The sequence below is a fragment of the Thiothrix winogradskyi genome (assembly GCF_021650935.1).
Taxonomy (GTDB): domain Bacteria; phylum Pseudomonadota; class Gammaproteobacteria; order Thiotrichales; family Thiotrichaceae; genus Thiothrix; species Thiothrix winogradskyi.
On the sequence record NZ_CP091244.1, the window covers coordinates 2,091,004 to 2,117,665 of the forward strand.

At 52.4% G+C, this 26,662-nt stretch carries 25 protein-coding genes; 20 read left to right on the forward strand and 5 right to left on the reverse strand.

Translation table 11 applies throughout. The annotated features are described in order from the left end of the window. Nucleotides 1-46 precede the first annotated feature (46 nt). From L2Y54_RS10690 to L2Y54_RS10720, 7 genes are all read left to right on the forward strand, one after another. The gene (locus L2Y54_RS10690) at nt 47-1,192 is read left to right on the forward strand and encodes an ISAs1 family transposase (protein WP_236499760.1); all 1,146 of its coding nucleotides are present in this window, start codon (nt 47-49) and stop codon (nt 1,190-1,192) included. A gap of 311 nt (nt 1,193-1,503) precedes the next feature. After that, nucleotides 1,504-4,041, forward strand: a complete 2,538-nt coding sequence (locus L2Y54_RS10695; protein WP_414718470.1) for an ImpA family metalloprotease — start codon at nt 1,504-1,506, stop codon at nt 4,039-4,041. Nucleotides 4,042-4,147: 106 nt separating this feature from the next. Continuing rightward, entirely contained in the window at nt 4,148-7,915 is a 3,768-nt protein-coding gene (locus L2Y54_RS10700; RefSeq protein ID WP_236501882.1) for an ImpA family metalloprotease, read from the forward strand. 22 nt (nt 7,916-7,937) lie between these two features. Continuing rightward, nucleotides 7,938-9,032 carry an ABC transporter permease gene (locus L2Y54_RS10705; RefSeq protein ID WP_236501883.1) on the forward strand — a complete coding sequence of 365 codons (1,095 nt, stop codon included), beginning with the start codon at nt 7,938-7,940 and terminating at the stop codon, nt 9,030-9,032. Further along, entirely contained in the window at nt 9,032-9,793 is a 762-nt protein-coding gene (locus L2Y54_RS10710; RefSeq protein ID WP_236501884.1) for an ABC transporter ATP-binding protein, read from the forward strand. The genes L2Y54_RS10705 and L2Y54_RS10710 overlap by 1 nt, the downstream gene beginning before the upstream one ends. Further along, nucleotides 9,794-10,729 carry an MlaD family protein gene (locus L2Y54_RS10715; RefSeq protein WP_236501885.1) on the forward strand — a complete coding sequence of 312 codons (936 nt, stop codon included), beginning with the start codon at nt 9,794-9,796 and terminating at the stop codon, nt 10,727-10,729. It abuts the gene before it with no gap. Then, the gene (locus L2Y54_RS10720) at nt 10,726-11,322 is read left to right on the forward strand and encodes an ABC-type transport auxiliary lipoprotein family protein (protein ID WP_236501886.1); all 597 of its coding nucleotides are present in this window, start codon (nt 10,726-10,728) and stop codon (nt 11,320-11,322) included. Before L2Y54_RS10715 ends, L2Y54_RS10720 begins: the two co-directional genes overlap by 4 nt. On the opposite strand, the gene L2Y54_RS10725 is transcribed toward L2Y54_RS10720, so the two are convergent. Next, complete coding sequence (locus tag L2Y54_RS10725) at nt 11,305-11,685, reverse strand: hypothetical protein (RefSeq protein WP_236501887.1); 381 nt, start codon at nt 11,683-11,685, stop codon at nt 11,305-11,307. The genes L2Y54_RS10720 and L2Y54_RS10725 overlap by 18 nt on opposite strands. Before the next feature lie 84 nt (nt 11,686-11,769). Between L2Y54_RS10725 and ispG the strand changes: the two genes are divergently transcribed. Both ispG and L2Y54_RS10735 read left to right on the forward strand, forming a co-directional pair. Continuing rightward, a complete protein-coding gene (gene ispG / locus L2Y54_RS10730; protein ID WP_236501888.1) occupies nt 11,770-12,993 on the forward strand; it encodes a flavodoxin-dependent (E)-4-hydroxy-3-methylbut-2-enyl-diphosphate synthase in 1,224 nt (407 codons plus the stop codon). A gap of 121 nt (nt 12,994-13,114) precedes the next feature. Then, entirely contained in the window at nt 13,115-13,894 is a 780-nt protein-coding gene (locus tag L2Y54_RS10735) for a dienelactone hydrolase family protein (protein WP_236501889.1), read from the forward strand. 3 nt (nt 13,895-13,897) lie between these two features. On the opposite strand, the gene L2Y54_RS10740 is transcribed toward L2Y54_RS10735, so the two are convergent. Continuing rightward, entirely contained in the window at nt 13,898-14,632 is a 735-nt protein-coding gene (locus tag L2Y54_RS10740) for a formylglycine-generating enzyme family protein (protein ID WP_236501891.1), read from the reverse strand. Nucleotides 14,633-14,727: 95 nt separating this feature from the next. On the opposite strand from L2Y54_RS10740, the gene L2Y54_RS10745 reads away from it, so the two are divergent. Then, nucleotides 14,728-15,366, forward strand: a complete 639-nt coding sequence (locus L2Y54_RS10745; protein WP_236501892.1) for a phosphoribosylanthranilate isomerase — start codon at nt 14,728-14,730, stop codon at nt 15,364-15,366. Here the strand turns inward: L2Y54_RS10745 and L2Y54_RS10750 are convergent. Next, nucleotides 15,363-15,938, reverse strand: coding sequence for a Uma2 family endonuclease (locus L2Y54_RS10750; protein WP_236501893.1), 576 nt, complete (start codon nt 15,936-15,938; stop codon nt 15,363-15,365). The two genes, L2Y54_RS10745 and L2Y54_RS10750, sit on opposite strands and share 4 nt — an antisense overlap. A gap of 202 nt (nt 15,939-16,140) precedes the next feature. Between L2Y54_RS10750 and L2Y54_RS10755 the strand changes: the two genes are divergently transcribed. From L2Y54_RS10755 to L2Y54_RS10765, 3 genes are all read left to right on the forward strand, one after another. After that, nucleotides 16,141-16,425 carry a hypothetical protein gene (locus L2Y54_RS10755; RefSeq protein ID WP_236501894.1) on the forward strand — a complete coding sequence of 95 codons (285 nt, stop codon included), beginning with the start codon at nt 16,141-16,143 and terminating at the stop codon, nt 16,423-16,425. 211 nt (nt 16,426-16,636) lie between these two features. Then, nucleotides 16,637-16,912, forward strand: coding sequence for a hypothetical protein (locus tag L2Y54_RS10760; protein WP_236501895.1), 276 nt, complete (start codon nt 16,637-16,639; stop codon nt 16,910-16,912). A 1-nt stretch (nt 16,913) separates the two neighbouring features. Further along, entirely contained in the window at nt 16,914-17,450 is a 537-nt protein-coding gene (locus L2Y54_RS10765; RefSeq protein WP_236501896.1) for a GNAT family N-acetyltransferase, read from the forward strand. 18 nt (nt 17,451-17,468) lie between these two features. Here L2Y54_RS10765 and L2Y54_RS10770 read toward each other — a convergent pair whose 3' ends face one another. Together L2Y54_RS10770 and L2Y54_RS10775 are read right to left on the reverse strand one after the other, a co-directional pair. Further along, complete coding sequence (locus tag L2Y54_RS10770; protein ID WP_236501897.1) at nt 17,469-18,473, reverse strand: SH3 domain-containing protein; 1,005 nt, start codon at nt 18,471-18,473, stop codon at nt 17,469-17,471. Nucleotides 18,474-18,557: 84 nt separating this feature from the next. Then, the gene (locus L2Y54_RS10775; RefSeq protein ID WP_236501898.1) at nt 18,558-19,034 is read right to left on the reverse strand and encodes a Uma2 family endonuclease; all 477 of its coding nucleotides are present in this window, start codon (nt 19,032-19,034) and stop codon (nt 18,558-18,560) included. A gap of 134 nt (nt 19,035-19,168) precedes the next feature. Here L2Y54_RS10775 and trpB point away from each other — a divergent pair, with 134 nt between their 5' ends. From trpB to purF, 7 genes are all read left to right on the forward strand, one after another. Next, nucleotides 19,169-20,353, forward strand: coding sequence for a tryptophan synthase subunit beta (gene trpB, locus L2Y54_RS10780; protein ID WP_236502025.1), 1,185 nt, complete (start codon nt 19,169-19,171; stop codon nt 20,351-20,353). Then, complete coding sequence (gene trpA / locus L2Y54_RS10785; RefSeq protein ID WP_236501900.1) at nt 20,350-21,153, forward strand: tryptophan synthase subunit alpha; 804 nt, start codon at nt 20,350-20,352, stop codon at nt 21,151-21,153. The genes trpB and trpA overlap by 4 nt, the downstream gene beginning before the upstream one ends. Nucleotides 21,154-21,174: 21 nt before the next feature. Continuing rightward, complete coding sequence (gene accD, locus L2Y54_RS10790) at nt 21,175-22,071, forward strand: acetyl-CoA carboxylase, carboxyltransferase subunit beta (RefSeq protein ID WP_236501901.1); 897 nt, start codon at nt 21,175-21,177, stop codon at nt 22,069-22,071. Beyond that, nucleotides 22,068-23,297 (forward strand): bifunctional tetrahydrofolate synthase/dihydrofolate synthase, encoded by a 1,230-nt coding sequence (gene folC, locus L2Y54_RS10795; protein WP_236501902.1) that lies wholly within the window; start codon nt 22,068-22,070, stop codon nt 23,295-23,297. Before accD ends, folC begins: the two co-directional genes overlap by 4 nt. Before the next feature lie 66 nt (nt 23,298-23,363). Continuing rightward, a complete protein-coding gene (locus L2Y54_RS10800; protein WP_236501903.1) occupies nt 23,364-24,521 on the forward strand; it encodes an SPOR domain-containing protein in 1,158 nt (385 codons plus the stop codon). A 3-nt stretch (nt 24,522-24,524) separates the two neighbouring features. Then, nucleotides 24,525-25,040 carry a CvpA family protein gene (locus L2Y54_RS10805; protein WP_236501904.1) on the forward strand — a complete coding sequence of 172 codons (516 nt, stop codon included), beginning with the start codon at nt 24,525-24,527 and terminating at the stop codon, nt 25,038-25,040. A gap of 110 nt (nt 25,041-25,150) precedes the next feature. Continuing rightward, on the forward strand, nt 25,151-26,656 hold the full coding sequence (gene purF / locus L2Y54_RS10810) for an amidophosphoribosyltransferase (protein ID WP_236501905.1): 1,506 nt from the start codon (nt 25,151-25,153) through the stop codon (nt 26,654-26,656). Nucleotides 26,657-26,662: the final 6 nt, after the last annotated feature.

Consider the following 26,662-nt stretch of genomic DNA (forward strand, 5'->3'; position numbering starts at 1 on the left):
ACAAAAGTCCCTTAAGCTTGTTTCCTTTCATGCTTTTGGTTGCCTGATGAAACTCCGCCCGACAGCCTCGATACTCGAACACTTTGCTTCAATCCCTGACCCACGCTTAGATCGCCGTAAGCGACACAAACTGAGCGACATTTTCTTTATCACGCTGTGCGCGGTGATTTGCGGCGCGGATGACTGGGCATCCATCGAACAGTTTGGCAGAGCCAAAGAAAAGTGGTTCACCAGCGTACTGGATTTGAAGCATGGTATCCCGTCACACGATACCTTTGGGCGCGTTTTTGGGTTGATCGACACCCAGCAGTTCAGTGAGTGTTTTAGTCGCTGGGTGGCAGACTTGGGCGACCTTAGTGACGGTGAAATCATTGCCATTGATGGTAAATGCCTGCGCCGTAGCCTTGATAGCGCATCAGATAAGTCGGCCATTTACATGGTCAGTGCTTGGGCAACTCAAAACCAGTTGGTGCTAGGTCAGCAGCGGGTGGATGACAAGTCCAATGAAATCACTGCCATCCCTAAACTATTGATGCAACTGGATATTGCAGGAGCAGTGGTGACGCTGGATGCGATGGGATGCCAAACCGCCATTGCCCTACAAATCGTAGACAAAGGTGCAGATTACCTGCTCAGCTTAAAGGGTAATCAAGGCACACTTCACCAAGACGTAAAGCTGTTCTTTGAATCGGCTAACACCTGCCCACCCGTGGGACATGTCAGCTATGACGGTGGACATGGACGGATTGAGACCCGTAGTGTACGCGCCACATCAGCTATCGACTGGTTAAAGAAAGACCATGTTCATTGGCCTAAGCTCACTAGCATCATTGCTGTGACGGCTACCCGCGAATGCAAGGACAAAACCACGGAAGAAACCCGTTACTTCATCACCAGTATGGAAGCCTCAAACCCTGAACGTTTAGGGCAAATCGTGCGTGCGCATTGGGGCATCGAGAACAATTTGCATTGGGTATTGGACTACGCTTTCCGCGAAGATGACCAACGAATGCGTTCCGGTAACAGCGATGCGAATATGGCGGTTGTTCGGCATATTGCCCTCAATTTGGTCAAAACCGAAAAAACCGTCAAGCTCGGCGTGAAAAACAAACGTCTTAACGCAGGCTGGGATGAGGATTACCTACTAAAAATCGTTACAGGCAGACCAGGGGCTACCAAGCCTAAAACTTAGGGCTTTGTAAAACAAGATATATTTAATGCGATTGCCCTAGCAAAACGGTGGGCACGGTCAAAGCGGTTGATTACCAGTTGGACAGTGTTAGTTATGCATTGGAGGGGAGTTCGATTCCCTTTGCGATTGATGCACAAGGTAAAATCACGGTGAAAACGGCATTGCAAGCGGGTGTCACCTATACCTTTGATGTGGTGGTCAGTGATGGTGCGAATGTTAGCCGTGCGCCCATTACTGTTAATGTGACCGCCAGTTCGTCGGTGGAAGATGCCTTGCGTACTGGTAATGCCAGCGTTGCTACCAGCGAAGAATTGCTGGATGCGACCATTGCGGCATTAGCCAGTCAAAAAGCTACCCCGTCATTACTGACTGCGCTGTATGGCTCAAATTCTATTGCTTATACCCCCGGTAATCGCACTCAGTTGATTAATTTCAAACCTTGGGTCGACAGTGTTTTCCCTATTGTGGTGGGAAATAAAGGCAATACCTTGGCAGTGGCAGGCACAACACCCACGGCTCGCTATGCCGCATTTGGTATATCACCGATGGAGTTGTTCCAAGCAAATAAGAGCTTAACGTTTGAAACGCCTTTTAGCCGTTTGTTGGCTTGGTTATTGGCAGGTGAGCCTGTTAATACCAATGCCTTGAGTGGTAATCGTAAAATCGCCCTGTCATTTGTGAGCAGTGAACACACGGAAATCAAGGCATGGATTGCTAAAAAGTACCCCAGTTGGACAGTGACCGACTGTAATACGGTAGCAACCTTAGCAACGTGTTATGGCAGTGCGGATTTGGTGGTAACAGGGTGGCAGGGTAATAATGCTGATGCACAAACCATCCGGCAGGCATTGGCGACGGTGATGACCGCTGGCAAACCTGTGTTGTACCTGCACACTTGGTATGAAGATTATAACGATGTTGCCCACGCGATTGCCGATTTGCTCAAATTCTCACTGCCGTATGGTGGGAATTATTGGGCAAATGATGCGGCTAACTGGACAAATGTCACGGCTATGCAGGCGGCTACTTGGGAAAAACAAGGCTTGGCAGGCGTTGAAACGCTGCTAAAGCACTTCAAAGCCAATGATTACAGCATCGCGACACGGAATACAGCGTTCTATCCGGGGGCAAATAAGGTGCGTGCGATAATGACGTTGTTGGATGAGAGTAAGGTAAACCTATTCCAGAGCAACGAGTCTCGCCTCTATCGCTTATTGGCATTGTTGGGTGACAGTTATCGGCAGGAAGTCGTTTTTCCGATGGATATGGACGCGACAAATGCCACTGTATTCTTGAAATCCTTGTTTGCGGATCATGCAGTGTATAACTACCGCATTCTGAATCCGGTGCAAGCCGATATGGGGAATTTCAGCCGTAGCGATTTCAGCCATATTACTCCTGTTACCAAAACAGTCACGATGACCAGTCGCCAGAATTTCCGGGCTGCTGGGGTGTATGCTTTGCCAGGGAAAACTGTCCGTATTACCCGCAATGACAATAGTAGTACTACCACGAAGGTATTCATCAACAGTTTACGTTCAGGCTCAACGCATGAGTACGAAGCATGGGGTTACAAACGCCCCAAGTTTTTGGAATCTGCGCATGTACCTATTAAGCCCGGTGAAACCATTACGCTAACTTCGCCGTATGGTGGACCTGTCCAAATTGATTTTGGCATGAATGATCAAACAGTGAGTTTTACCTTTGAACAAGTGGGTGAGCACCCGTTCTGGGATGATACCAGCGATAATGCTGATTTTACTGCCAAACTAGTGAAGGGTGACTACGATTGGGCAGAGTTTGTGACTCCGGCATTTGAAATCCATTCCACACTGGAAAAAATGCGCGAATCCGTCAGTAATACCCGTTGGGGTGGGACATTAGAAGGGTTTGCGGCGGCTACCATGCGCTATATCCATAATTTCCCGCACGTATTGGCTGGCTTCAAAGGACCTAATATTGATGTTGTGCCTGAGATTCATGATTTTGCTACCGCAAATGGTTTTACCATTGAAAACTTGGATTTGGTCAAACACATGAATGCGGATCAGGCAACTTGCGGTGCTGGTTGTTCTGGCAACCCGTATGATGCGTATTGGGCGTTCGACCCTATCGGTCATGGCGATATTCATGAAATGGGACATGGGTTGGAAAAAGGTCGCTTCCGTTTAGAGGGGTGGAATTATCATGCGTCGACCAACCCTTACTCGTATTACAGCAAAACGCAGTACTACAAAACCACGGCGGGTGATCCTGATTGTCAGTCATTGCCCTTTAAAGATGCTTTTGTTGCGTTGCAAGCCAGCATTGGGCAAGCCAATCCTGCGGCTTATCTGAAAACCAATTACTGGGATGCAGTGAGTGATAACTGGTCGCGTGGTGCTAGTATGACGATTCAGATGATGATGACAGCCGAGCATCAAGGTGCATTGCAGGACGGTTGGCATTTGTTGGCACGCTTGCACATTCTCGAACGTGAATTCAATCGGGCAAGGATTAATACAACGGCATGGGATGCGAAGAAAACCAGTTTGGGTTTCTCCGGCTATTCCAAGGCTGAAGCAGATGCTATCAGCAGTAACGATTGGATGGTGATTGCGGTCTCGAAAGTGACAGGGATGGATTACCGTGACTATTTCAGTATGTGGGGTCAGGCTTTCAGTACCAAAGCCAATGACCAAGTAATGACGTTTAACCATGCTGCTGCGGAACGCCGTTTCTTTATCACCAGTCCAAGCGGTTATTGTAAGGGCGAAGGGTTTGATGGAAACAACTTGCCCGTCACTGGCAATCAGGTCTGGCCGCTGGCAGGTGCTCAGCCTCGCTTGATGGGGGATAGCTTCCGCTAAGCTGTTACGGAAAAAGAAGCCGTGCCGTTAATCGGTTACGGCTTCTGCTGATGCCAAACGTTGTTATTATGTTGAGCATATCAACATAATAACAACGACTTGCACCATGAAACGATTTTGGTTGACGTTTACTTTATCCTTCGTGTTCTTCATCCAACCCGCCTTCGCCGACGTTGCCCTGCAAGCCAAAGCCTTACTCCAAGGCGCATACGACCCCACCAGCGGCTTAATGCGCGACGATTTACGCAGCAAAGGCTATTTGCCAACGGCTCAACCCTATAACTTTCCACCGTTCAATTACACCGGCAGCGAAACTGCCAGTCCGACGGTGTTAGCAGTGACCGGCGCTAAAGCGGTGGTCGATTGGGTCTTGCTGGATGTGCGCGATAATACCAGCCGCAATTTGCTGGGGCGTAAAGCGGTGTTGGTGCAACGCAATGGTGTGCTGCTTGACCCGCAAACGGGCAGTAATACCCTGAGTTTTACCGGCATAGACGCGGGTACTTACAGCGTTAGCCTTCACCATCGTAACCATTTGGCTACGCTGATGGATGCAGTGGTACTGAGTGCGGCAACGCCGTTGCTGGATTTCACTACCAAGGGGCAGTTGCCTACAGGCGATGTCGATGCCAATGCCAAACTCATCAGCAGTGGTCCCAGTAATGATGTCACGATTTTGCTGGGTTATATCCTGACCGAGCCACAAAATACGCAGCAATCCGCCAATTACCGTCTGAATGGTTATTTCAATACTGACCTGAATATGGATGGGGTAACGGTTTACGCCGGGCCGAACAATGACTTGAATCTGTTGCAATCCAATGTGTTATTGCACCCCAGTAATGCTTCGTTCAGCATGAATTTTATTGTGGATGGGGTGAAGCTCAACCATGCACTCATCCCCTCTGCGCCGTATCTGGAACAAACGCAATACAGCTTCTTGTCACAGCGCTATACGCCGGATGCGACGGTGATCGGGCAGGTAACAGCGGTCGATTACCAACAAGATACCTTGCACTACGCCGTCGAGGGTGAGGTGCCGTTTGTGGTCGATAATCAGGGTGTGATCCGCTCGCAAGGGGAATTGCAGGCGGGGCAGACCTACCACTTCCAGATTGCGGTGAGTGATGGTGCGCAAACCAGCCGTGCTTCGATTGTGGTCAAGGTAACGGATGTCGATGCGGTGGAACAGGCACTGCGTACCGGGGCAGTTACCGCCGTGACGGATACCGAATTGCTGGATGCAGCGCTGGCGACCATTACGGATAACCGGAATATGTTGCTGGATGCCAAAGTCAAACTCTTCAATCTGAATGCGGATGGCACGGCTAAGGCTGATGGTTCGAGCTTGACGGCGTTGGATTGGAACCCGACCCACGATGCCTCGACCTTGCTATCAACCTACGGCTTGAATACGGGTGTCTTGCATACCAATGCGGTGTATACCGATGGTTACACGGTTTACGACAAGGAAATCGGCATTATCGGTGCTAATACGGCACGTTACATGGTGTTTGGTGGCAATCCGTTGCGCACGGGCAATGTTACCAATGCGCAAATGCAGCAATTCATGAAAAACAGTGTGGAGTGGCTGCTCCAGCGTGCAGAGTTGGAAACCAAAGCCTTTAATGTCGTGATGGCGCATTTGGACGAGAGCTATTATTTCAAGGATGAATCCAGCGTGCGGACTTGGTTGGATACGCATTACGCGGGCAAAGTCAGCTACAACGCCGCTAACAGTTGTGACGATGCCAAGCTTGCAGGCTGTGTGGCAGCCAGACCCGACTTGCTGATTGTGTCGCAAGTGGCAAACCCCGGCAGTGATGTTGCCGCAATTGCGGCGAATGTGCAGGCGGCGCTGCAACAGGGTATCCCGGTGCTGTATGTTCACCACGATGGCAATTTGACAGCATTAGGTGAAAAGTTGCTACCGCTGTTCAATGTCACGTATCAGTGGGATAACTACTGGAAAAAGCTCGGTTTGAAAGCGTTTGATGTCACCGCTACGCTGGGTGGTTTGCCCGACAATATCCGCAGTATTCAAACCATGCTGACGCATTTCAAAGCGCAGGATTACGCCTTCGATTGGAGCGTGTGTGCGGATGGTAACTGCGATGCGGTTGTCGGTTGGCAGGAACAGTTCCAGCAGGGCGCAGAAGCGGCACGTAGCATGATGCACGATTTCGATGTGCGCAAGGTGAACCTGTTTACCCAGCAAGATTTCCGTCTGCAAAAATTGTTGGCATTGCTGGGTGACGCTTACCGTCAGGCAGTGCGTTTCCCGATGGATAAAAACACCACCAATACCACCGTGTTCCTGAAATCACTGTTTGCGGATCATGCCGTGTATCACTACCGCACGCTTAACCCCGCGCAGCCGGATATGGGCAATTTCAGCCGCAGTGATTTCAGGCATATTACCCCCGTGACCAAAACGGTGAAGCTGACCAGTCGCCAGCATTTCCGGGCGGCGGGGGTGTACGCGCTGCCGGGGCAAACGCTGAAAGTGACGCGCAAGGATAACAGTGCCACGACCACGGCGCTTTTCGTGAACTCTTTGCGGGTGGGGTCGACACACGAGTTTGAAACCAACGGCTATAAGCGCCCTAAACGGTTGCAATCGGCGGCCTTCCCGCTTCAGCCCGGTGAAACCATTGCGTTTACCTCGCCGTATGGCGGGGCCGTGCAGATTGTGTTCAGTGCGAATGATCAGCCGGTCGAATTCACCTTTGAAAATGTCGGCGAACACCCGTTTTGGGATGGCAGTGAAGACAATGCCAGCTTTAGCGCGAAACTCGCCAAAGGGGATTACGATTGGGCGGAATTCGTGACGCCCGCGTTTGAAATCCATTCGACTCTCGACAAGATGCGTCAATCCGTTAGCAATACCCGTTGGGGTGGCACGTTGGAAGGCTTTGCTGCCGCAACCATGCGTTACACCCACAATTTCCCGCACGTCTTGGCAGGTTTCAAAGGCCCTGGCATTGATGTTGTGCCGGAAATTCACGATTTCGCCGCCGCCAAGGGTTTCAGCATCGACAATCTGGATCTGGTTAAACACATGAATGCGGATCAGGCAACCTGCGGTTATGGCTGTTCGGGCAACCCTTACGATGCGTATTGGGCGTTTGACCCGATCGGGCATGGTGACATTCACGAGTTGGGGCATGGGTTGGAAAAAAGCCGTTTCCGTTTTAGTGGCTGGAATTACCATGCGTCCACCAACCCGTATGCGTATTACAGCAAAACGCAGTATTTTAAAACCACGGGCGGCGAGCCGGACTGCCAGTCCTTGCCGTTTAAAGAGGCGTTTGAAGCACTGCAAGCCAGCGTGGGGCAGGCTGATTCGGCAGCTTACCTCAAGGCAAACTATTGGGATGCGGTGGCGGATAACTGGTCACGCGGCGTGAGCATGACCATCCAAATGATGATGCTTGCCGAGGATCAGGGTAAGTTGCTGGATGGCTGGCATTTGTTGGCACGCTTACACATTCTGGAGCGTGAATTCAACCGTGCCATTGCCAATGATGCGGCGTGGGAGAGCAAAAAAGTGAGCCTGGGTTTTGCGAGCTTCACCCGCACGGAGGCGGCAGCCTTATCCAGCAATGATTGGATGGTGATTGCCTTGGCGCAAGTGACGGGGTTGGATTACCGCGATTACCTGACGATGTGGGGGATCACGTTTAGTGCCAAAGCCGCCGCGCAAGTCGCCGGTTTCAGCTATGCCGCTGCGCCGCGTAAGTACTTTATCAGCAGCCCGCAAGGGTATTGCAAGGGCGAAGGTTTCGATGGAAACAATCTGCCCGTTAACGGCAGCCAAGTATGGCCGTTGGCAGCACAAAGAGTGCGCTTGATGGGAGATAGCTTCCGATAGCGAGAACAAGGCACAATAAGCCATGATTGAACTACGGCAAACTTCAATGGATGGCGAGCTTCACCTTCATTTGCAAGGTGAATGGACGTTTGAGCAAGTTGCGGCGATTAAAGCGGCATTGCAGCAAGTTCAGCCGATTGTGGGTACACCTTTGGTGGTGGATACGCAAGCGGCGGCACGGTTGGATGTGACAGCGGCGTGGTTTGTGTATCAGCAGGAACAATCTTGGATACGGCAGGGCTACGAAGTCCGCCTTGAGCATTTTCCTGCCGAATATCTGGGGTATTTCACCGCCACAGAAGCCTCCAGCTCTTCTCCCTCCCTTGATAAGGGGAGGCTAGGAGGGGTTTCTTTCTCCCACACCCTCACCACTCTGCACTCATTCATCACTTTCTTCGGACACAGCCTGTCCGCCTTATTCACCAGCCTGTTTTCCCCATACCTTTTCCGTTTCCGTTCCGTATTCCATCACGTATTTACCACCGGCATTAGTGCGATTCCCATTGTGGCTTTGATTGCGTGTCTGATTAGTATTGTTATTACCTATCAGGGCGGCGGGCAGTTGCGTGATTTGGGGGCGGAAATCTACACGGTGGATATGGTGACGATTTCGGTATTGCGCGAACTGGGGGTGTTGCTGACGGCGATCATGGTGGCGGGGCGTTCCGGCAGTGCGTTTGCCGCCGAGATTGGTCTGATGAAAACCAATCAGGAAGTGGATGCTTTGCAGGTAATGGGCAAAGATCCGTTCCTGATTCTGGTGGTTCCCCGCTTGGTAGCCTTGGTGATTGCCTTGCCTTTGTTGACCGTGCTGGCGGATATAGTAGCACTGGGGGCTGCGGCACTGATTTGCTCTGCCATTCTGGATATTTCATTTGTGCAATTCTTTACGCATGTACAAACGAATATTGAGTTCCGCACGTTTGCGGCAGGTTTGATCAAAGCGCCGTTTTTCGCTGTGGTGATTGCGTTGATTGGTTGTTGGCAGGGAATGCGGGTTTCCGGCTCTTCTGCCAGTTTGGGGGAACACACCACTCAAGCCGTGGTGGATTCGATTTTTCTGGTGCTGTTGCTGGATGCGTTGTTTTCCATTCTGTTCTACCGGCTGGGGTTTTAATGATGGAAACGCTGATTTCGATTCGTCAACTCGTTACCCAATTCGGCACACAGCGGGTGCATGATGGGCTGAATCTCGACATTTACCGGGGTGAGGTATTGGGTATTGTGGGTGGGTCGGGGTCGGGCAAATCGGTGCTATTGCGTACCATTTTGGGCTTGGATCACGCCTACAGCGGCGAAATCCATTTCAGCGGGCAAGCCTTGACGCACATGCCCGCCGACGATTTTGCCCGTCTGAAACGCGATTGGGGCGTGATGTTCCAGCGTGGGGCTTTGTTTTCTTCGCTGTCTGTGGGGGACAATATCCAGTTTCCATTGCGGGAGTTTTCTGCTTTGAGCGCGGAAGAATGCCGTGAGTTGATGTATGTACGCTTGGAAATGGTGGGCTTGGAACGGGCGGTGGCGGATAAGTTTCCCGCGCAACTGTCCGGCGGCATGGTCAAACGGGTGGCTTTGGCGCGAGCTTTGGTGCTTGACCCGATCGTATTGTTTCTGGATGAGCCAACATCGGGGCTTGACCCCGTATCTGCTGAAGAGTTTGATCAGCTTATCGGTACTTTGCACCGCAATCTCAAGCTGACGGTTGTCATGGTCACGCATGACCTTGATAGTTTATTCTCAACGTGTGACCGCATTGCAATGTTGGTTGACAAGCAGGTGGTGGTGGGGACATTGCGTCAGTTGTTGGCAAACCCTCACCCGCAAATACAGCAATATTTCAGTGGCGGACGTGCGCGTGTGCTGTTGAGGGGAAATTGATTGGAACGGGATACCCACTATTTTCTGGTTGGTTTGTTTGTCATCGTGACTGCCGTGGCGGGGGTTTTGTTTGCCGGATTGTTTTACGACAAACCTTATGTGGATACCGTGCACTATGACATCCATTTCGATACGCCTGTCGAAGGGCTGGAAAAAGGCAGTGACGTCCGTTACATGGGAATCAAGATGGGGGAGGTGACTCAGGTGTTTTTGTTGCCGGATAACCCGGCGCGAGTCGCTGTCAGGGTAATGCTGGAAACAGGGACGCCCGTGAATGCAGCGACGGTGGCTACTTTGCGCCAACAGGGTTTGACGGGTGTGCCGTTTGTGAATTTGGCTCAAGATACTGCGGTGAAACCAGAGCCGCTGGGCGTTAGTGCAGGCAATGCGTTTCCGGTGATTCCCACCAAGCTGACGGATATGGATGCGGTGATACAACAATTGCCAAAGCTGGAGCAAAACTTGAGCACATTGGTGGCAGCAGCCAATGAGGTGTTCAATACGCAGAACCGTGAACACTTGGCAGGTTTGCTGGAAAATCTGCACGAAGCCTCTGCCGGATTGCCGGAATTAATCGCCAACCTCAACCAAACTAGCCGTGAACTCAAGGTATTGGTGGGACATCTCGATGGTGCGGTTCAGCGTTTCGAGCAGGGGTTGGCAGGTAATCTGAAAGCCTTGCAATCCACCTTGGCCTCTATCAAACAGACGTCGCAGCGGGTGGATAAGTTAGTGCAAGACATCGACCGCGTGGTGGTGAACAATGAAGGACGGGTCAATGAATTGCTGGGGGAAGGGGGTGAAAACCTGAAGTCTGTGTTGGATGAATCACGCAAAGCGGCCGTGTCGTTGCGCCAGTTGAGTGAGCGTTTGGAGCGGAATCCTTCCCAGATTATTTACCAGCCTGTGCCGCAGGGAACGGAGTTGCCGCGATGAATTATTGGGTGTTTGCCTTGTTATTGGCGTTGTTGTCGGCTTGTTCTGTGCCGTTCAAAAGTGATTTGCCGGTCGAGCAGACTTACCGTTTAGCACCGTCGGTGGCTAGCGCATCACAACGACTGAACGCAAATGTGTATGTGCCGAAAGTGACCGTCAGCCCTGCGCTAGACAGTGACCGGATTGTGTTGATCAAACCGCTTTTGCAGCAGGATTTTATTGCGCATAGCCGCTGGCCTGATGATTTATCGAACTATTTGCACGCGGTGATGCTGGATGCGTTGGCGCGGAGCGGCAGTTTTCAGTCGGTTTCCGCGCAGATGCTGGGTAAGGATGATAATTACAAATTGCTGTTGCGGGTTGCCAGCTTTCAGGCGGAATACCCACCCGCTGGCAAAGGCAGTGCAGCCGTGGAAATCGTGATGGATGCTTCACTCGTGCGGGTAAGGGATCAGCATTTGCTAGGGCAGCACCGTTATGCTGTGCGTAAGGAGCAGATTCCCGTCAGCACCAGCAAGATTGTGGCAGCCTTGAATCAGGCGTTGAGTGAAGTCATCGGCGCATTATTGGCGGATTTACAGCGGGACTTGTAAGGCTTCCTGCATCGCTTGCGGGCTGACGGGGTATTTCAGTACCGCGTGAATCGGGAATAACTCCAGCAACTTATCGACGTATTGCGCTTCATTGGGTGGCACGAACACGATCACTTTGGTGTGCGGGGAAAAACGTTGCAATGCCCGCAAGGTCACATCCAGATTGCACACATTTGCTCCGGCGTAATTGTTGCCAAAGCCGTAGATGAATTCGCCGACTAGAAAATCCGGTGCTTGTTGCTGCACCGCTTTGTGCAATTTGCGAGCGGCGGTGAAGCGTTGTTCCGCAATACCAAGTTGCTGATACAACGTACTGAAGTTGGGGTGTATCGCTGATTCGATCAAAGAAAAAAGTGTTTGCATAATTCCGCCATAATAACCCTGTCACTGCCAATTATCGCACGATAGGGCATAATGTCTGTATTCTTGCAACACACTGAAAACAACATGGCAAACAATCACCTTATTCCACGCCACCGCACCGTTCCTGTGAAGGTTGGCAATGTCACCGTTGGTGGCGATTACCCGGTCGTGGTGCAATCCATGACCAACACCGACACGGCGGATGCGGTACGCACCGCAGCACAATGTGCGGAACTGTTTCACGCAGGCTCAGAGTTGGTACGTATCACCGTCAATTCTTTGGAAGCCGCGCAAGCTGTCCCCGAAGTGCGTGAACGCCTCGATAAAATGGGCTGTAATGTACCGCTGATCGGCGATTTCCATTTCAACGGACACAAGCTACTGACCGCTGTGCCCGAATGTGCGCAAGCCCTCGCCAAATACCGCATCAACCCCGGCAATGTCGGGCGCGGCAAAAAGCGCGATGAGCAATTCGCGCAAATGATCGAATTTGCCTGCCGCTATGACAAGCCGGTGCGCATCGGCGTGAATTGGGGGTCGCTCGATCAGGAGTTGCTGGCAAGAAAGCTCGACGAAAACAACCAACGTGCGCAACCGCTGGAACTCTACGACGTAATGCACGCCGCGCTGATCGAATCCGCGCTGACCAGTGCCGCCAAAGCCGAAGAATACGGTCTGCCGCACGATCACATTATTTTGTCGTGCAAACTCAGTGAAGTGCAGGGTTTGGTGCGGGCTTACCGCGATTTGGCGAGCCGTTGCGATTACCCCTTGCACCTCGGTTTGACCGAAGCGGGCATGGGCAGCAAGGGCATTGTGTATTCCACAGCGGCACTCGCGGTGTTATTGCAAGAAGGCATTGGCGACACCATTCGCATTTCCCTCACCCCTGAACCGCACGCCAAGCGTGAAAAAGAAGTAATCGTCGGGCAAGAAATCTTGCAAGCACTCGGTTTGCGCTCGTTCACTCCGCAAGTGGTGGCTTGCCCCGGTTGTGGGCGCACCTCCAGCGACTATTTCCAACACCTCGCCGAAGACATTCAAAACTGGCTGCGCGAACAAATGCCGGTGTGGAAAGACAAATACGCAGGCGTGGAAAGCATGTCGGTCGCGGTCATGGGTTGTGTGGTTAATGGCCCCGGCGAAAGCAAACACGCTAACATTGGTATCAGTTTACCGGGCAGCGGCGAAGTGCCGGTTGCGCCGGTTTACGAAGACGGACACAAAACCGTTACGCTGAAAGGCGATAATATTGCACAAGAGTTTCAGGCATTGGTCGAGGCTTACGTGCAACGAACGTTTAAATAAGCCCTCACCCCAACCCCTCTCCCAAAGGTAGAGGGGCTAAGAAATACAACGTCTTACTCCCCCTCTACCTCTGGGAGAGGGGGTTGGGGGGTGAGGGTTCTTCAACCCAAAGGAGTACAACATGAAAAAACTATCACTGCTGGCAATCGCTGGCTTATCCCTGCTGGCAAGCAACGTCATGGCAGCCGTCAAGAGCGAAGCCGTATCTTATGAACTCGATGGCACAAAATTCGTCGGGCAAATGTATTACGACGATGCCGTAACGGAAAAACGCCCCGGCGTATTAGTCGTCCACGAATGGTGGGGTTTAAATGACCACGCGAAAAACCGTGCTGAAGAACTGGCGAAAATGGGCTACGTCGCATTCGCGGCGGATATGTACGGCGAAGGCAAATCCACCGACAAACCAGAGCAAGCCAAGGAATGGATGACAGAAATAGCCTCCGACGTTGAGGCATGGCGAGCAACAGCGAATGCAGGTCTGGAACAGCTCAAGAAAAGCGATAAAGTAGACGCGGAAAAACTCGCGGCGATTGGTTACTGCTTCGGCGGCGGTACGATGATGCAAATGGCTTACGGCGGCACAGACATTGACGGCGTGGTGAGCTTTCACGGTTCCTTGCCGTCAGCACCGGATGGCACCGAAATCAAAACCAAAATCCTCGCGTTCCACGGCAATGCTGACGGCATGGTTCCACCAGCCACGGTGAACAAGTTTACCGAGCAGATGGAAAAAACCGGCGCGGATTGGCAGTTTGTCGCCTACGGTGGCGATGTGCGCCACGGTTTCACCAACCCGAATGCAGGCAAATACGGCATTGACAACCTGAAGTACGATGAAAAAGCCGATCAGCGTTCATGGGCAGCGATGAAAGCGTTTTTTGACGAAATTTTCAAATAAGCCTCAAAGCGAACGTGCCACGCGGAAGCCACGGAAGATCTGGCGACCGCTGGCATAATCCTTGACCCGATAGGCGGCGCGTAAATAGCGCGGTCTGTCGTTCCACGAACCGCCACGTAGCACCCGCTCGTGGTGGTTGCCGCTATCTTCCCACGCTTGCCCATTCGCGGGCGCACCGTGATAGGAATCGTGCCAGCAGTCTTGCACCCACTCCCACACATTTCCACACAAGTCGTGTAAACCGAAGGCATTGGCGGGGTAACTGCCTACCGGCGTGGTCATGCCGTGCTGCATTTGGTGGTTGGCGTGGGCGCTGGTGATTTGCATTCCCCACGGGTAGGCGGTGTTGCTGCCGCTGCGGGTGGCGTATTCCCATTCGGCTTCGGATGGCAGGCGATACGTCACGCCATTCATGCTGCTGAGCCAGTGACAATAGGCTTGCGCGTCGTCCCAACTCACGTTGATCACCGGACGGTTGCCGCGTCCCCAGCCTTTGTCGTCGGGCAGTGGAAAACCGCTGGCTTCGCAAAAGGCATCGTATTCGTCGAAAGTCACGGGGTATTTACCGAGTGCAAACGCGGCAATGTAAACCTGACGGGCAGGGCGTTCATGGGCAGTGCAGCCGCCTTCCACGTCGTCGCGCTCATCTATACCGCCCATCAGGAAGCGCCCCGGTGGCAGGTGAACCATACGGGGCAAGGGCAGGGTGGTGCTGTAGTCGGGTAGTGTTGCGTACATGCGCTTATCGTAAAGCAACCGCATTGTGCTTTCCTGTTTGGCTGACAAGCTGTCTGTGGTAACTTGGCGGCTTTTATTGCTCAGGAATCACGGTTATGCGCTGTCGGGTAAAAGTGTGCGGAATCACCTCAGTCATGGATGCGGCAATGGTCAGCGCGGCGGGGGCGGATGCGATTGGTTTGGTGTTTTACCCCAAGAGCAAGCGCAATCTGAGCATTGCGCAAGCGGTGGAGATTTGCGCGGCGATGCCACCCTTTGTGACTACGGTGGGCTTGTTTTTGGATGCGGATGCGGATTTTGTGCGCGAAGTGTTGGCAGCCGTGCCGCTGGATATTTTGCAATTTCACGGTTCGGAAACGCCTGAGTATTGCCGCCAATTTTCGCGCCCGTATTTGAAAGCGGTGGGGATGAAAGGCTTGGCGGAATCGGGTGGCTTTGCGGCGTATGCGGCGCGTTTCCCCGATGCGCAAGGCTTTTTGGTGGATAGCCACGCACCGGGCGCGGCGGGCGGCACGGGCGAAACCTTTGATTGGACGCAAGTGCCGCAGGATTACCCCAAGCCGATTATTTTGGCAGGCGGATTGACGGCGAAAAATGTTGCAGAGGCGATTCGTATTAGTCGTGTGTATGCGGTGGATGTGAGCAGCGGGGTGGAGTCTGCGCCCGGTGTGAAGGATGCGGCGAAGGTGCAGGCGTTTATGGTGGGTGTGGCGCAGGCATCCGTAACGTTTTAAACCAGTTCAAAATCCACGTCTTCGTAAATGTCTTGCATTGAGCAGCGGAAGTTGATGCTGGCAAATTCGACTTCAGCATCAGCACCTTCAAAATTGAACAGTTCCCAGCGGTTTTGTGGGGTGCGGCGGAATACGTCGACGCGGTAAGTGCGCGGGTCAATCAGTACGTATTCTTGCAAGCTGGTCAATTGGCGGTAAAAGGCAAACTTTCCGCCTCGGTCGTAGGCTTCGGTGCTGGATGACAGAATCTCGATGATTAACAGTGGGGACTGTTTGATGTAGTTGCGTTTGTGGTCGGCGGGGTCGCAGGACACCAGCAGGTCGGGATAGTAGTAGGCATCATCTGTGCCGATACGCACTTTCATGTCGTTGATGTAGGGCTTGCAGCCCGAACCGCGCAGGTGGGGTTTGATCAGGGTGATCAAGTTTGCGTTTACGGTTACATGCCCGTCGCTTGCACCTGCCATTGCGTAGATTTCGCCTTGGACGTATTCGCTGCGGGTTGGCGCGTCGATTTCTGCGGCAAGGTAGTCTTCGGGGGTAATTTTCAGTTTTTCGGCGAGTGCTGGCATGGGAAGCTCCGTCGTGTGTCTTTGGGAATAGTAGACCGTTTCAGAGGGCTTGGCAAAATCGGGAGTGGTTTGCTACGCTGAGTTTGTGTAATACGGCTTCATGGGTGTGGGAATATGAGTGATTTGATGTTCTGCTGCGTGATTGCAGGCGCTGGGTTGCTATGCCAGAATCAAAGCACGTATTCACTGAAAGGTTCACACCATGCACATGCAGTTAAACGAGCAATTCATCGTCGATGAGCGCGGCAGCAAGCAGGCGGTGGTTATCCCTTTCGCCAATTATCTGAAAATGTTGGAAATGCTCAGACGGCAGGATGAGCCACCCAATGCCACCAACCTGATTTCGATCTGGCAAACTGATAAAGGCAGTGCGCAGGGAGTTAGGGCATGGCTGGCTGCTGATGACTACAACGATTACCCCGTAGGAAACCCTCAGCACCTTGAACAGACCGTGCAGGAAATCCGTGATGCATGGGGTGACGAGTGAGACATATCAGCGGGCATTGGCATCCTCGCGGTCAAAGCGGTAGCCGCACGTCTTTAAACGCAGTGCATTGAATTGTTTTACGCTGACTGCCATATCGTCACCATTAGTTACCAATGGTTTCTATATTACGTCTTTTTCGCCAGATTGTAAAAATCCCCGTTTAAGACTAGAATCCTCACGAGATTTCTACAAATCTGTAGAGGATAAAACCATGACAGCGACAGCCACCACCCAAATTTCCGCCTACATTTCCGAAGAGACTAAAGGACAAATCGAATCCTACGTCAAACGCCGAGGTGTGACCAAAGCATTCATGATTGAGAGTGCCCTGCAACATTTTTTGCAAGCCCTGCGTGAAATACCGGAGGATGTAATCATTCCCGCCCGTCTCATTATCACCGAAACGAGTATGTTACAACTGGCGGATCGGCTGGAATCTGCTGAAGAGCCAACCCCAGCGTTGCGTGCGTTGATGGCGGGGGCGTGAGATGCCAGATGCCTTAGTCGTGCAAGTTCGACGGCTGGAAAGCCACGATGACCGTTCCCACTTTTGCAGTGGCGATATTGAATTGGATCGTTTTTTCCAGCGTTTCGCAGGGCAAAACCAGTTCCGGCATTACGTTGGCTCTAGCTACATCGCCGAATGTGCCGCACAAATCGCCGGGTTCGCCACGGTCAGTAGCGGTGAAATTACTGCCGAACAACTGGCGAATGTCGTGCGCAAACGCCTTCCCGATTACCCCCTGCCCATTTTACGGATTGCCCGTCTCGCGGTTGATCAGCATTTTCAGCACCAAGGCATCGGCAAACTGTTATTGAAAGCTATGCTAGAACTCGCTTTGCAATTGCGTGATCAAGTGGGATGCGTGGGTGTGGTGGTGGATGCTAAACCCACAGCCGTTGCTTTCTATACCAAGCTGGGGTTTGAGCCATTAGTCTGTGTTGGCGGCGAATTGGGTAGCAGACCTGAGCCATTGCCGATGTTCCTGCCGATTCAGGTGATTGCGAAGGCAATCGTGCGTTGAGCAAATAAAACAAGCCGCTTATTTGCGTAATGCCTGCAACGCCTTCAGGTGTTGGCGGGCTTCTTTGGCGGCTTTGGAATCTGCTAACGGCGCGAGAATGCTTTGCCATGCTTTCAAATCCACGTCAGTACTTTCATCCGCTTGGTTTTTCCATTCCTGCCTGATGTATGCCAGACTCTGGTTCGCCTGTTGTAAGGCGCTTTCGACGTGCTTGCCCTTGGGGTAACGCTTCAGGTATTCGCCCTCCATCATCAGGCTGCGCCCTGACAGGCAACTGATGAAACCCTCACATTCACCGCCGATAAACGCATTAGCGGCTTGCCAAGCAATGGCATCACCGATGGTATCCCGCTTGTGGCGGTCGGCAAGTTCCCAATAATTATCGGGGTTGACGAGGTATTCAGCGCTTGGCTCCGTATAAAATACTTGCTTGCCGAGCTGTTTTAACCATGCGGCATAAGTGGCTTCAGTGGCTCCCTCCATTGGGATTTTGAATAGCGAAATTTGCACAGCCCGCCAGTAGGCTAATTTCAACTCACCTTGTGTTTCAGGGGTTTTGCTGGTGGCTGCGGCGCGGTTGGCAAACTGGCTGACTTCCACCGCATCGGCAAAACTGAGGGGGGATTGGTGTTCGTAGCTATCGTATAGTTTGTCTGCTGCACCGAGTTTGTCGCGTATTAGGGCAAGACGGGCAGTGTCGGCTTTGGCAGGGTCAAAGTTTCGCAATAAGCCGCCGAATACCCAGCCCTTGAGTGGTGCATCCAGCCGATACCAATAGTCAGACTGGCTGCCGACTGTGACTTTGGCAGCCGTGCGTTGGGTAGAGGTGAAATTTGTCCCCAGCGGGAGTTTGCCCGTTTCGGCTGCACTGGTAGAAGGCGTAGCGCGTACTCTGACGCCCGTACCAACCGTGATCTTCTCAGCTTTCTCCGCTACGTAAGCATCAGCCGCAGTGACGGTTCCCGCCCATAACAGCAGGGCAAACGTGGTAAGTAAGACGGGGATGCTTAGTTTGCGTAACATGGTGTTTCTCGCAGTTAGCTAAAAGCTGAGGATAACATAACTACGCCTACGCAGAAATTTGTAACATCTGGAACTATCGGAACATCAATATTCCACCTGCTGCGGAAACGTTGGAAACAACACCGACCGTTCTACCACTTCCGCCGGAATATGAAACGTCATATTACCTGCTGCATCGCACAGCCATACCTCTTTTGCGCCACGTGAAAAATACAGCATGATTTTATCTTCCATTTCGCGACCGGTATTAGCAGAAGAGAGGATTTCAACGCAAACTTCCGGCGCAACAGAGCATTCCGTTTCCAGCTTAATGCGGGTGAATATCTCAGGGGATGCCCACGCGACATCCGCGACTTTCGTCCCCTTGTGCGTGTAAATGGCGCATTCGGTCAAGACTTTGCCTTCTTGACGCAGGCTTTTTAGCAAGGCGGCGATTTCACCCTGCAAGATAGAGTGGTAAACCTTGGCGGGTGACATGACGATTTGCCCGTATTCGTTGAGTTCAAGTTTGAATGGCAAATTTTGCAGGTCAGGATGATTACAGACTTCTTGCCAGTTCATGGGCGTTTCTCCTGTTCAGATAGCTCGATTGTAACATAGCTAGGTTTTACCACTTATGCTAACTTACCGCGTTTTTACGATCGTCTACGTAGGAGCGCGGTAACGTGAAATTCAGCGAATACAACTGGAACGCCATGCCGGATAAAGCCGGGCATTTTGGCGCATACGGCGGGCGTTTCGTCGCAGAAACGCTGATGGAACCCATCTACGAACTCGAACAAGCCTACGAAAAGCTCAAAAACGACCCAGCCTTTCAAGCCGAATTCGACCGCGACCTCAAATACTATGTCGGTCGCCCCAGCCCTTTGTATCTGGCGGAACGCTGGACACGCGAACTCGGCGGCGCAAAAATCTACCTTAAGCGCGAAGACCTCAACCACACCGGCGCACACAAAATCAACAACACCATTGGTCAAGCCCTGCTCGCCAAATTCATGGGCAAGACGCGCATTATCGCTGAAACCGGCGCAGGTCAACACGGTGTTGCCTCTGCTACCATCGCGGCGCGTTTAGGGTTGGAATGCATCGTTTACATGGGTGCAGAAGATGTGCAACGCCAAGCCCCCAATGTGTTCCGCATGAAATTGCTGGGCGCAACTGTCGTCCCCGTCACCTCCGGCTCAACAACCCTCAAAGACGCACTCAACGAAGCGATGCGTGACTGGGTAACGAACGTCGATGACACCTTCTATATCATTGGCACGGTCGCAGGCCCCCACCCATACCCCGCAATGGTACGCGATTTCCAATCCGTGATCGGGCGTGAAGCGCGTGAGCAAATTCTGGAGCAGGAAGGGCGTTTGCCCGATGCGTTAGTCGCTTGCGTCGGTGGCGGCTCTAACGCCATCGGCTTGTTTCACCCCTTCCTCGCGGATGAATCCGTTGCCATTTACGGCGTGGAAGCAGGCGGCGACGGCATTGCAACCGGCAAACACGCTGCCCCTTTGTGCGCAGGCAAACCGGGCGTATTGCACGGCAACCGCACCTATTTAATGGAAGATACCAACGGGCAAATCATTGAAACCCATTCGATTTCTGCCGGTTTAGACTACCCCGGTGTCGGCCCCGAACACGCTTGGTTGAAAGACATCGGTCGCGCCAATTACGTAGCGGTGACAGATGCGGAAGCGATGCAAGGTTTCCATGCCTTAACCCGCATCGAAGGCATTATCCCCGCGCTGGAAAGCAGCCACGCACTGGCTTACGCGATGAAACTTGCGCCTACTATGTCTAAAGACCAAAGCATTATCGTCAACCTCTCCGGGCGTGGCGACAAAGACATCAACACCATTGCACGGCTGGAGGGCATTACGCTATGAGTCGCATCGCCGCTTGTTTCGCCGCCCTCAAAGCACAGGGCAAAACCGCATTGATTCCTTACGTGACGGCGGGCGATCCACACCCGTCGATCACTGTACCGTTGATGCACCGCATGGTGGCAGCCGGTGCAAATATCATCGAACTCGGTGTGCCGTTTTCCGACCCAATGGCGGATGGCCCAACGATCCAGCAAGCGCACGAACGCGCCCTGAAACACAATACCAGCCTGCACGACATCCTCGGCATGGTGGCAGAATTCCGCCAAACCGATGCCACCACGCCCGTGGTGCTAATGGGCTATTTGAATCCGATTGAAATCATGGGTTACGCCGAATTTGCCAAAGCGGCGGAAGCAGCAGGCGTTGACGGTGCGCTGACAGTAGACTTGCCGCCGGAAGAGGGCATGGGCGTATTACCGTTGTTCCGCGAACATGGCATCGACCCGATTTTCCTATTGTCACCGACTACACCAGAACGCCGCATTGCGACAGTGGCGGAAGCAGGAGGCGGCTTCATCTATTACGTTTCGCTGAAGGGTGTGACGGGCGCAAGCACATTGGATGTCGGGCAAGTCGCCGAGCATATCGCCAAAATTCGCCAGCATACTGACCTGCCATTAGGCGTAGGTTTCGGTATTAAAGATGCAGCAACCGCAGCGGCTGTGGCAAAAACAGCCGATGCCGTGGTAGTAGGCAGCGCGGTGATCAAGCAGATCGAAGCGACACCGAATGACCATGCTGCTATTATGGATAACATCAGTGACTTGCTGGCTTCCATGCGTACCGCGTTGGATGCTTGAACCTAGGGGTAAACAGAATACATGAGCTGGTTTGAAAAACTGCGTCTACCATCACGCATCCGTACCGACGCGACCAATACCGAAAAGAAATCCATTCCTGAAGGCTTGTGGCATCAATGCCCTGCCTGCCAAGCGGTGTTATACCGGGCGGAATTGGAACGCAATCTGGACGTTTGCCCCAAGTGCAATCACCACATGCGTTTATCCGGGCGGCGGCGTTTGGAGGTGTTTCTGGATGCGGCAGGGCGTGAGGAAATCGGCGCGAATGTTGCGCCGACGGATATGCTGAAATTCCGCGACACTAAAAAGTACAAAGACCGTTTGGTTGCCGCTCAGAAAGAAACCGGTGAGAAAGACGCGCTGATCGTGATGAAAGGCACGGTGTTGGGTGTGCCATTAGTGGCGGCAGCGTTCGATTTCCGTTTCATGGGCGGCTCGATGGGGTCGGTAGTAGGCGAACGTTTTGTGCGTGGTGCAGAAGCGGCAATGGCGAACAAGATACCTTACATTTGCTTTGCAGCGAGTGGCGGGGCGCGGATGCAGGAAGCACTGTTTTCCTTGATGCAAATGTCCAAAACCAGTGCGGTGTTGACGCGCTTGAGCGACAAAGGTGTGCCATTCATTTCGGTATTGACTGACCCGACGATGGGCGGGGTGTCGGCAAGTTTTGCGATGTTAGGTGATATTCACATTGGTGAGCCGAAAGCCTTGATCGGGTTTGCGGGGCCGCGTGTCATTGAACAAACCGTGCGCGAAAAGCTGCCAGAAGGGTTCCAGCGCAGTGAATTTCTGCAAGAAAAAGGCGCGATTGACATGATCGTGCATCGCCGTGACATGCGTGCAACCATTGCTGATTTGGTGTCGATTATGCAACACAAGACCTGCCCGCTGAATAGCACGGCATTGGATGCGGCTTGAAGACGCTCGATGATTGGTTGCGTTGGCAGGAAACGCAATTCCTGACCGAAATCAAGCTGGGATTGGAGCGGATTCGTTGCGTCGCTGGGCGCATGGGTTTGCTGTCTGTGCCCGTGCCGCTGATTACCGTGGGGGGGACGAATGGCAAGGGTTCTACCTGCGCCATGTTGACGCGGATTTTGCTGCTGCAAGGCTATAACGTTGGCACGTACACTTCCCCGCATTTATTGCGCTACAACGAACGCATTGCTGTGAATGGCGTGCCGGTGAGGAATGCGGATATTTGTGCCGCTTTCGCTGCCATTGATAAGGCGCGTGATGACATTGATCTGACTTACTTTGAGTTTGGCACACTGGCAGCGGTGTGGTGCTTCTTGCAAGCCAAGGTTGACGTGATTGTGTTGGAAGTCGGGCTGGGCGGGCGTTTGGATGCGTGTAATTTGTGGGATGCGGATGTCGCGATTATCACCAGCATTGGCATTGATCACGTGGAATGGCTAGGTGATACCCGTGAAGCCATCGGCTACGAAAAGTCCGGCATTATGCGAGCAGGCAGACCGGTGGTTTGCGGCGACCCGCAGCCCCCTGCCAGCATTGCCAGTGAAGCCGCGCGTATTGGTGCACATTTATTGCAATACGGGAAGGATTTCAACGCAGAGCATGTGCCACAACCTGCATTAGTGGGTGATGTGCAACGCCAAAATGCGGCTGTTGTTGTCACTGCCTTACAACAATTAGCGGATAAATTGCCCATCACTGCAACGGTGATTGCTGAAGGTTTGGGCAGTGTGAGCTTAATGGGGCGGATGCAGCGGATCCGGGCAGAGCCGGAAGTTATCCTTGATGTGGCGCATAATCCCCATGCGGCGACTGAATTAGCGGGATGGTTGAAAAAAAATTCAGTAACTGGCAAAACATTTGCAATTTTTTCTATACTTGCTGATAAGGATATTGCCGGAGTGCTGGATGTTATGGCTGAGCACGTGGATGCATGGCATCTGGTTGCCTTGCCTAGCAAGCGTGCGCTCAGTCAGGATGCGTTATCGCGGTTCATGCGGGAGCATGGGGTAAGTGCGCCGATTTGCACGCACGCGGATTTTCAAACCGCGTGGGATGCCGTGAGTTTACTGACAAAAAAACACGACAGAGTAGTGGCATTCGGCTCTTTTCTGGTAGTATCCGGTGTGCTGGAGATAATCGTTCCCCCGATGGAGCTGAAGGTATAAGCGTCACTAAACAGCGCCAGTCAATAGTTTTTGAGTGTCATGAATTTTAAAGGAGCAGTGAATTAAATGGATAACAAGGCTACAACCAAACGAATGATTGGCGCAGTCGTGCTGGTACTCGTTGCCGCATTGCTGTTGGCATGGTTGCTGAAAGGCAAAAACCGTGATGGTCAGCAAGATCTGGCAATGAATCAGGCGGCTGAAACCAAGCCTATTTTAGGCTTCCCTGGGGTTGGTGGTGCTGATCAGAAACCCACAATCGTCGGTGATGACCCGAATGCGGCAGCCCAGCAACAAGGTGCAGCGCAAGGTGCTGGCATTGATGTCACGCAACAAGCCGCAGGCACTACCCAGCAAGCCGGTGGCGCTAACCTGATTCCGGGTGTTGATGTCAAATTACCGGAGACTGTTCCTAATACCACTGGTTTTGATGTGCGCCCCGGTGCTGGTGGTGAAGTACGTGATTTGGTTGATACCGATGGTAAAGTAAAAGATGGTACGGGTAGCATGGGAACTGGCGATGCAAAAGCCAGTACTTCTCAGGCGGCTGGCGGCGCTCCTGCTGCTGGACAACCGGCGGCTGCACCAGTCGTTGATGCTAAAGCACCTGCGGCGGCTGATACTAAAAATAACCAAGCAGCGGCTCCTTCCGCCTCTCAGAAAGATAAGCCAGCGGCTCCGGCTGCTGAACCTGAAGAGAAAAAGCCTAGCTCGAAAGTTGTGTTAGTTAATGAAAAGCCAGTGCCTAGAGCTGCTTCAGAAGCTAGTGCCGCACAGGCTGCTGCTAAAAAGGCGGCGGAAGAGAAAGCGGCTGCTGCCAAAGCCGCAGCCGATAAGGCTGCCAAGGCTGCTGCTGATAAAGCCGCCGCTGCCAAAGTTGCCGCTGATAAAGCTGCTGCCGAGAAAGCCGCTGCTGCCAAATCTGTTGCTTTAGCCGGTGGTGGTGCAGCAGCAGGCAATGCGGCTGGTGGTGCAGGTAGCTTCTCTATCCAAGTCTTGGCCAGCTCTGATAAGGCGAAAGCGGATGCCGCTGCTGCACCTCTTAAAGCCGATGGTCACAATGTCTCAGTTGCATCGGTCAATGTCGGTGGCAAGACGGTTTATCGCGTTAGTGTCACGGGTTTTGCTGACCGCGCTGGGGCTGAAGCCTCTCAAGCGAAGATGAAATCGCGTTACAAACAAAACCAAGCCATTCAAGGCAGTTTCGTGACTAGTAGCAAGTAATCCATGACAGCAGATATTCTGGATATAAGCATTATTGTCCTGATTGTCCTGTCAGCAGTTATTGGGCTGATTCGCGGGTTTGTCAGGGAAGCCTTTTCCCTGATAACGTGGGTTGCGGCTTTAGGGTTTGCCTTTTTGTACTATGAGCAATTAGCGGTGCATGTGCCTTTTGAGGGGCAGGGCAAACTGGGACAAGTGGTGATAGCGTTTATTGTTATTTTCCTCGGTGTGTTGATAGTTGGTTCGATTATCAACCATTTGCTGAGCGCGGCGGTGTCTTCTGTCGGCTTGGGAGGGGTTGATTATCTGTTGGGTGGTGCATTTGGTATTTTGCGGGGTGGTTTGATTGTCACCCTGTTGGTACTGCTATTTAGTGCGGTGGGAAAATATTCCGAAGCAAATTGGTGGAAAGAGTCGCGGCTGATGCCGTGGTTTCAACACAACGCAATTATGCTGAAGGAAATGATCCCCAATAAGCTCCCGGAAGAACTTCCCGGTATTTTTTCCAACAAACCCTAAGGTTGGCAAGAATAGCGGATGAATCAAACAGCCATGCACTTAATCGTGCATGGCTGTTTTGTTTTGACGGGGTTAGAATATGACGTTTTCGTTTCACCGGAAGGGTTGGTATGTGCGGAATTATCGGGATTATCGGTCATGAACCTGTCAATCAGGCACTTTATGATGGTCTGACGGTTTTACAACACCGTGGACAGGATGCCGCAGGGATTGTGACCAGTGATGGCAGAAAATTGTACCTGCGCCGTGACAACGGTTTGGTGAAAGACGTTTTCAATGAACGTCACATGGCGATGCTGCAAGGCAATATGGGCATAGGGCATGTGCGTTACCCAACGGCGGGTTCATCGTCTTCGGCGGAGGCTCAGCCATTTTATGTGAATAGCCCTTATGGTATTTCCTTAGCACACAATGGCAACCTGACCAATGCGCATGTACTGAAAAAAGAGCTGTACCGGCAAGATCGCCGCCAGATCAATACCGAATCCGATTCTGAAATCCTTCTAAACGTGTTTGCGCAGGAATTGCTGGGTCAAGATGCGTTGCATGTAATGCCGGAAGATATTTTTGCGGCGGTGGAAGGGGTGCATCGGCGTTGCAAAGGTGCGTATGCAGTGGTGGCGATGTTGACCCGCGATGGTTTGGTAGGTTTCCGTGACCCGAATGGGATCCGCCCCTTAGTGTACGGCGTGCGTGAAACGCCGCATGGCAAAGAATTTATGCTGGCTTCCGAAAGCGTGGCATTGGATGTGCAAGGCTACCGCTTGGTGCGCGATATTGAGCCGGGTGAAGCCATTTTCATTCGCCCCGATGGTCAGGTATTCACTCGTCAGTGTGCCAAGAATCCCAGCTACAACACCTGTATTTTTGAATACGTATATTTTGCCCGACCCGACTCGATTATTGACAATGTGTTTGTGCATAAAGCGCGGATGCGTATGGGGCGCAAAATGGCGGAATACGTGATGCGTGAATGGCCGGATAATGACATTGACGTGGTGATTCCGATTCCTGATACCAGCCGTACCTCTGCGTTGGAAATGGCGTATACCCTCGGTGTGCCGTACCGCGAAGGCTTTATCAAAAACCGTTACATTGGGCGCACCTTTATTATGCCGGGGCAGGAGAAGCGTAAAAAATCGGTGCGTCAAAAACTCAACTCCTTGGCGTTAGAATTCAAGGGGAAAAATGTCATGCTGGTGGATGATTCCATTGTGCGCGGCACGACTTCCGGTGAAATTGTGCAGATGGCACGCGATGCGGGTGCGAAAAAAGTGTATTTTGCTTCGGCTTCACCACCGATCAAATTCCCGAATATTTACGGCATTGATATGCCAGCGGCGAAGGAACTTATTGCGCATGGGCGTACCGAAGAGGAGGTGGCGCAAGCCATCGGCGTGGATCGCTTGATCTATTTGCCCTTGCCCGATTTGATTGCAGCAGTGAGTAAGGGCAATCCGCGCTTGAAGGCTTTCGATTGCTCGGTATTCACCGGGCATTATGCCACCGGAGAAAACGGTGACTATTTTGCTGAATTAGAGGCTTTACGGAATGACGAACAACAAACAAAACGCGAAAAAAATATGGCTGCCATTGATATTTGCAACAGCGATTAGCAGCGG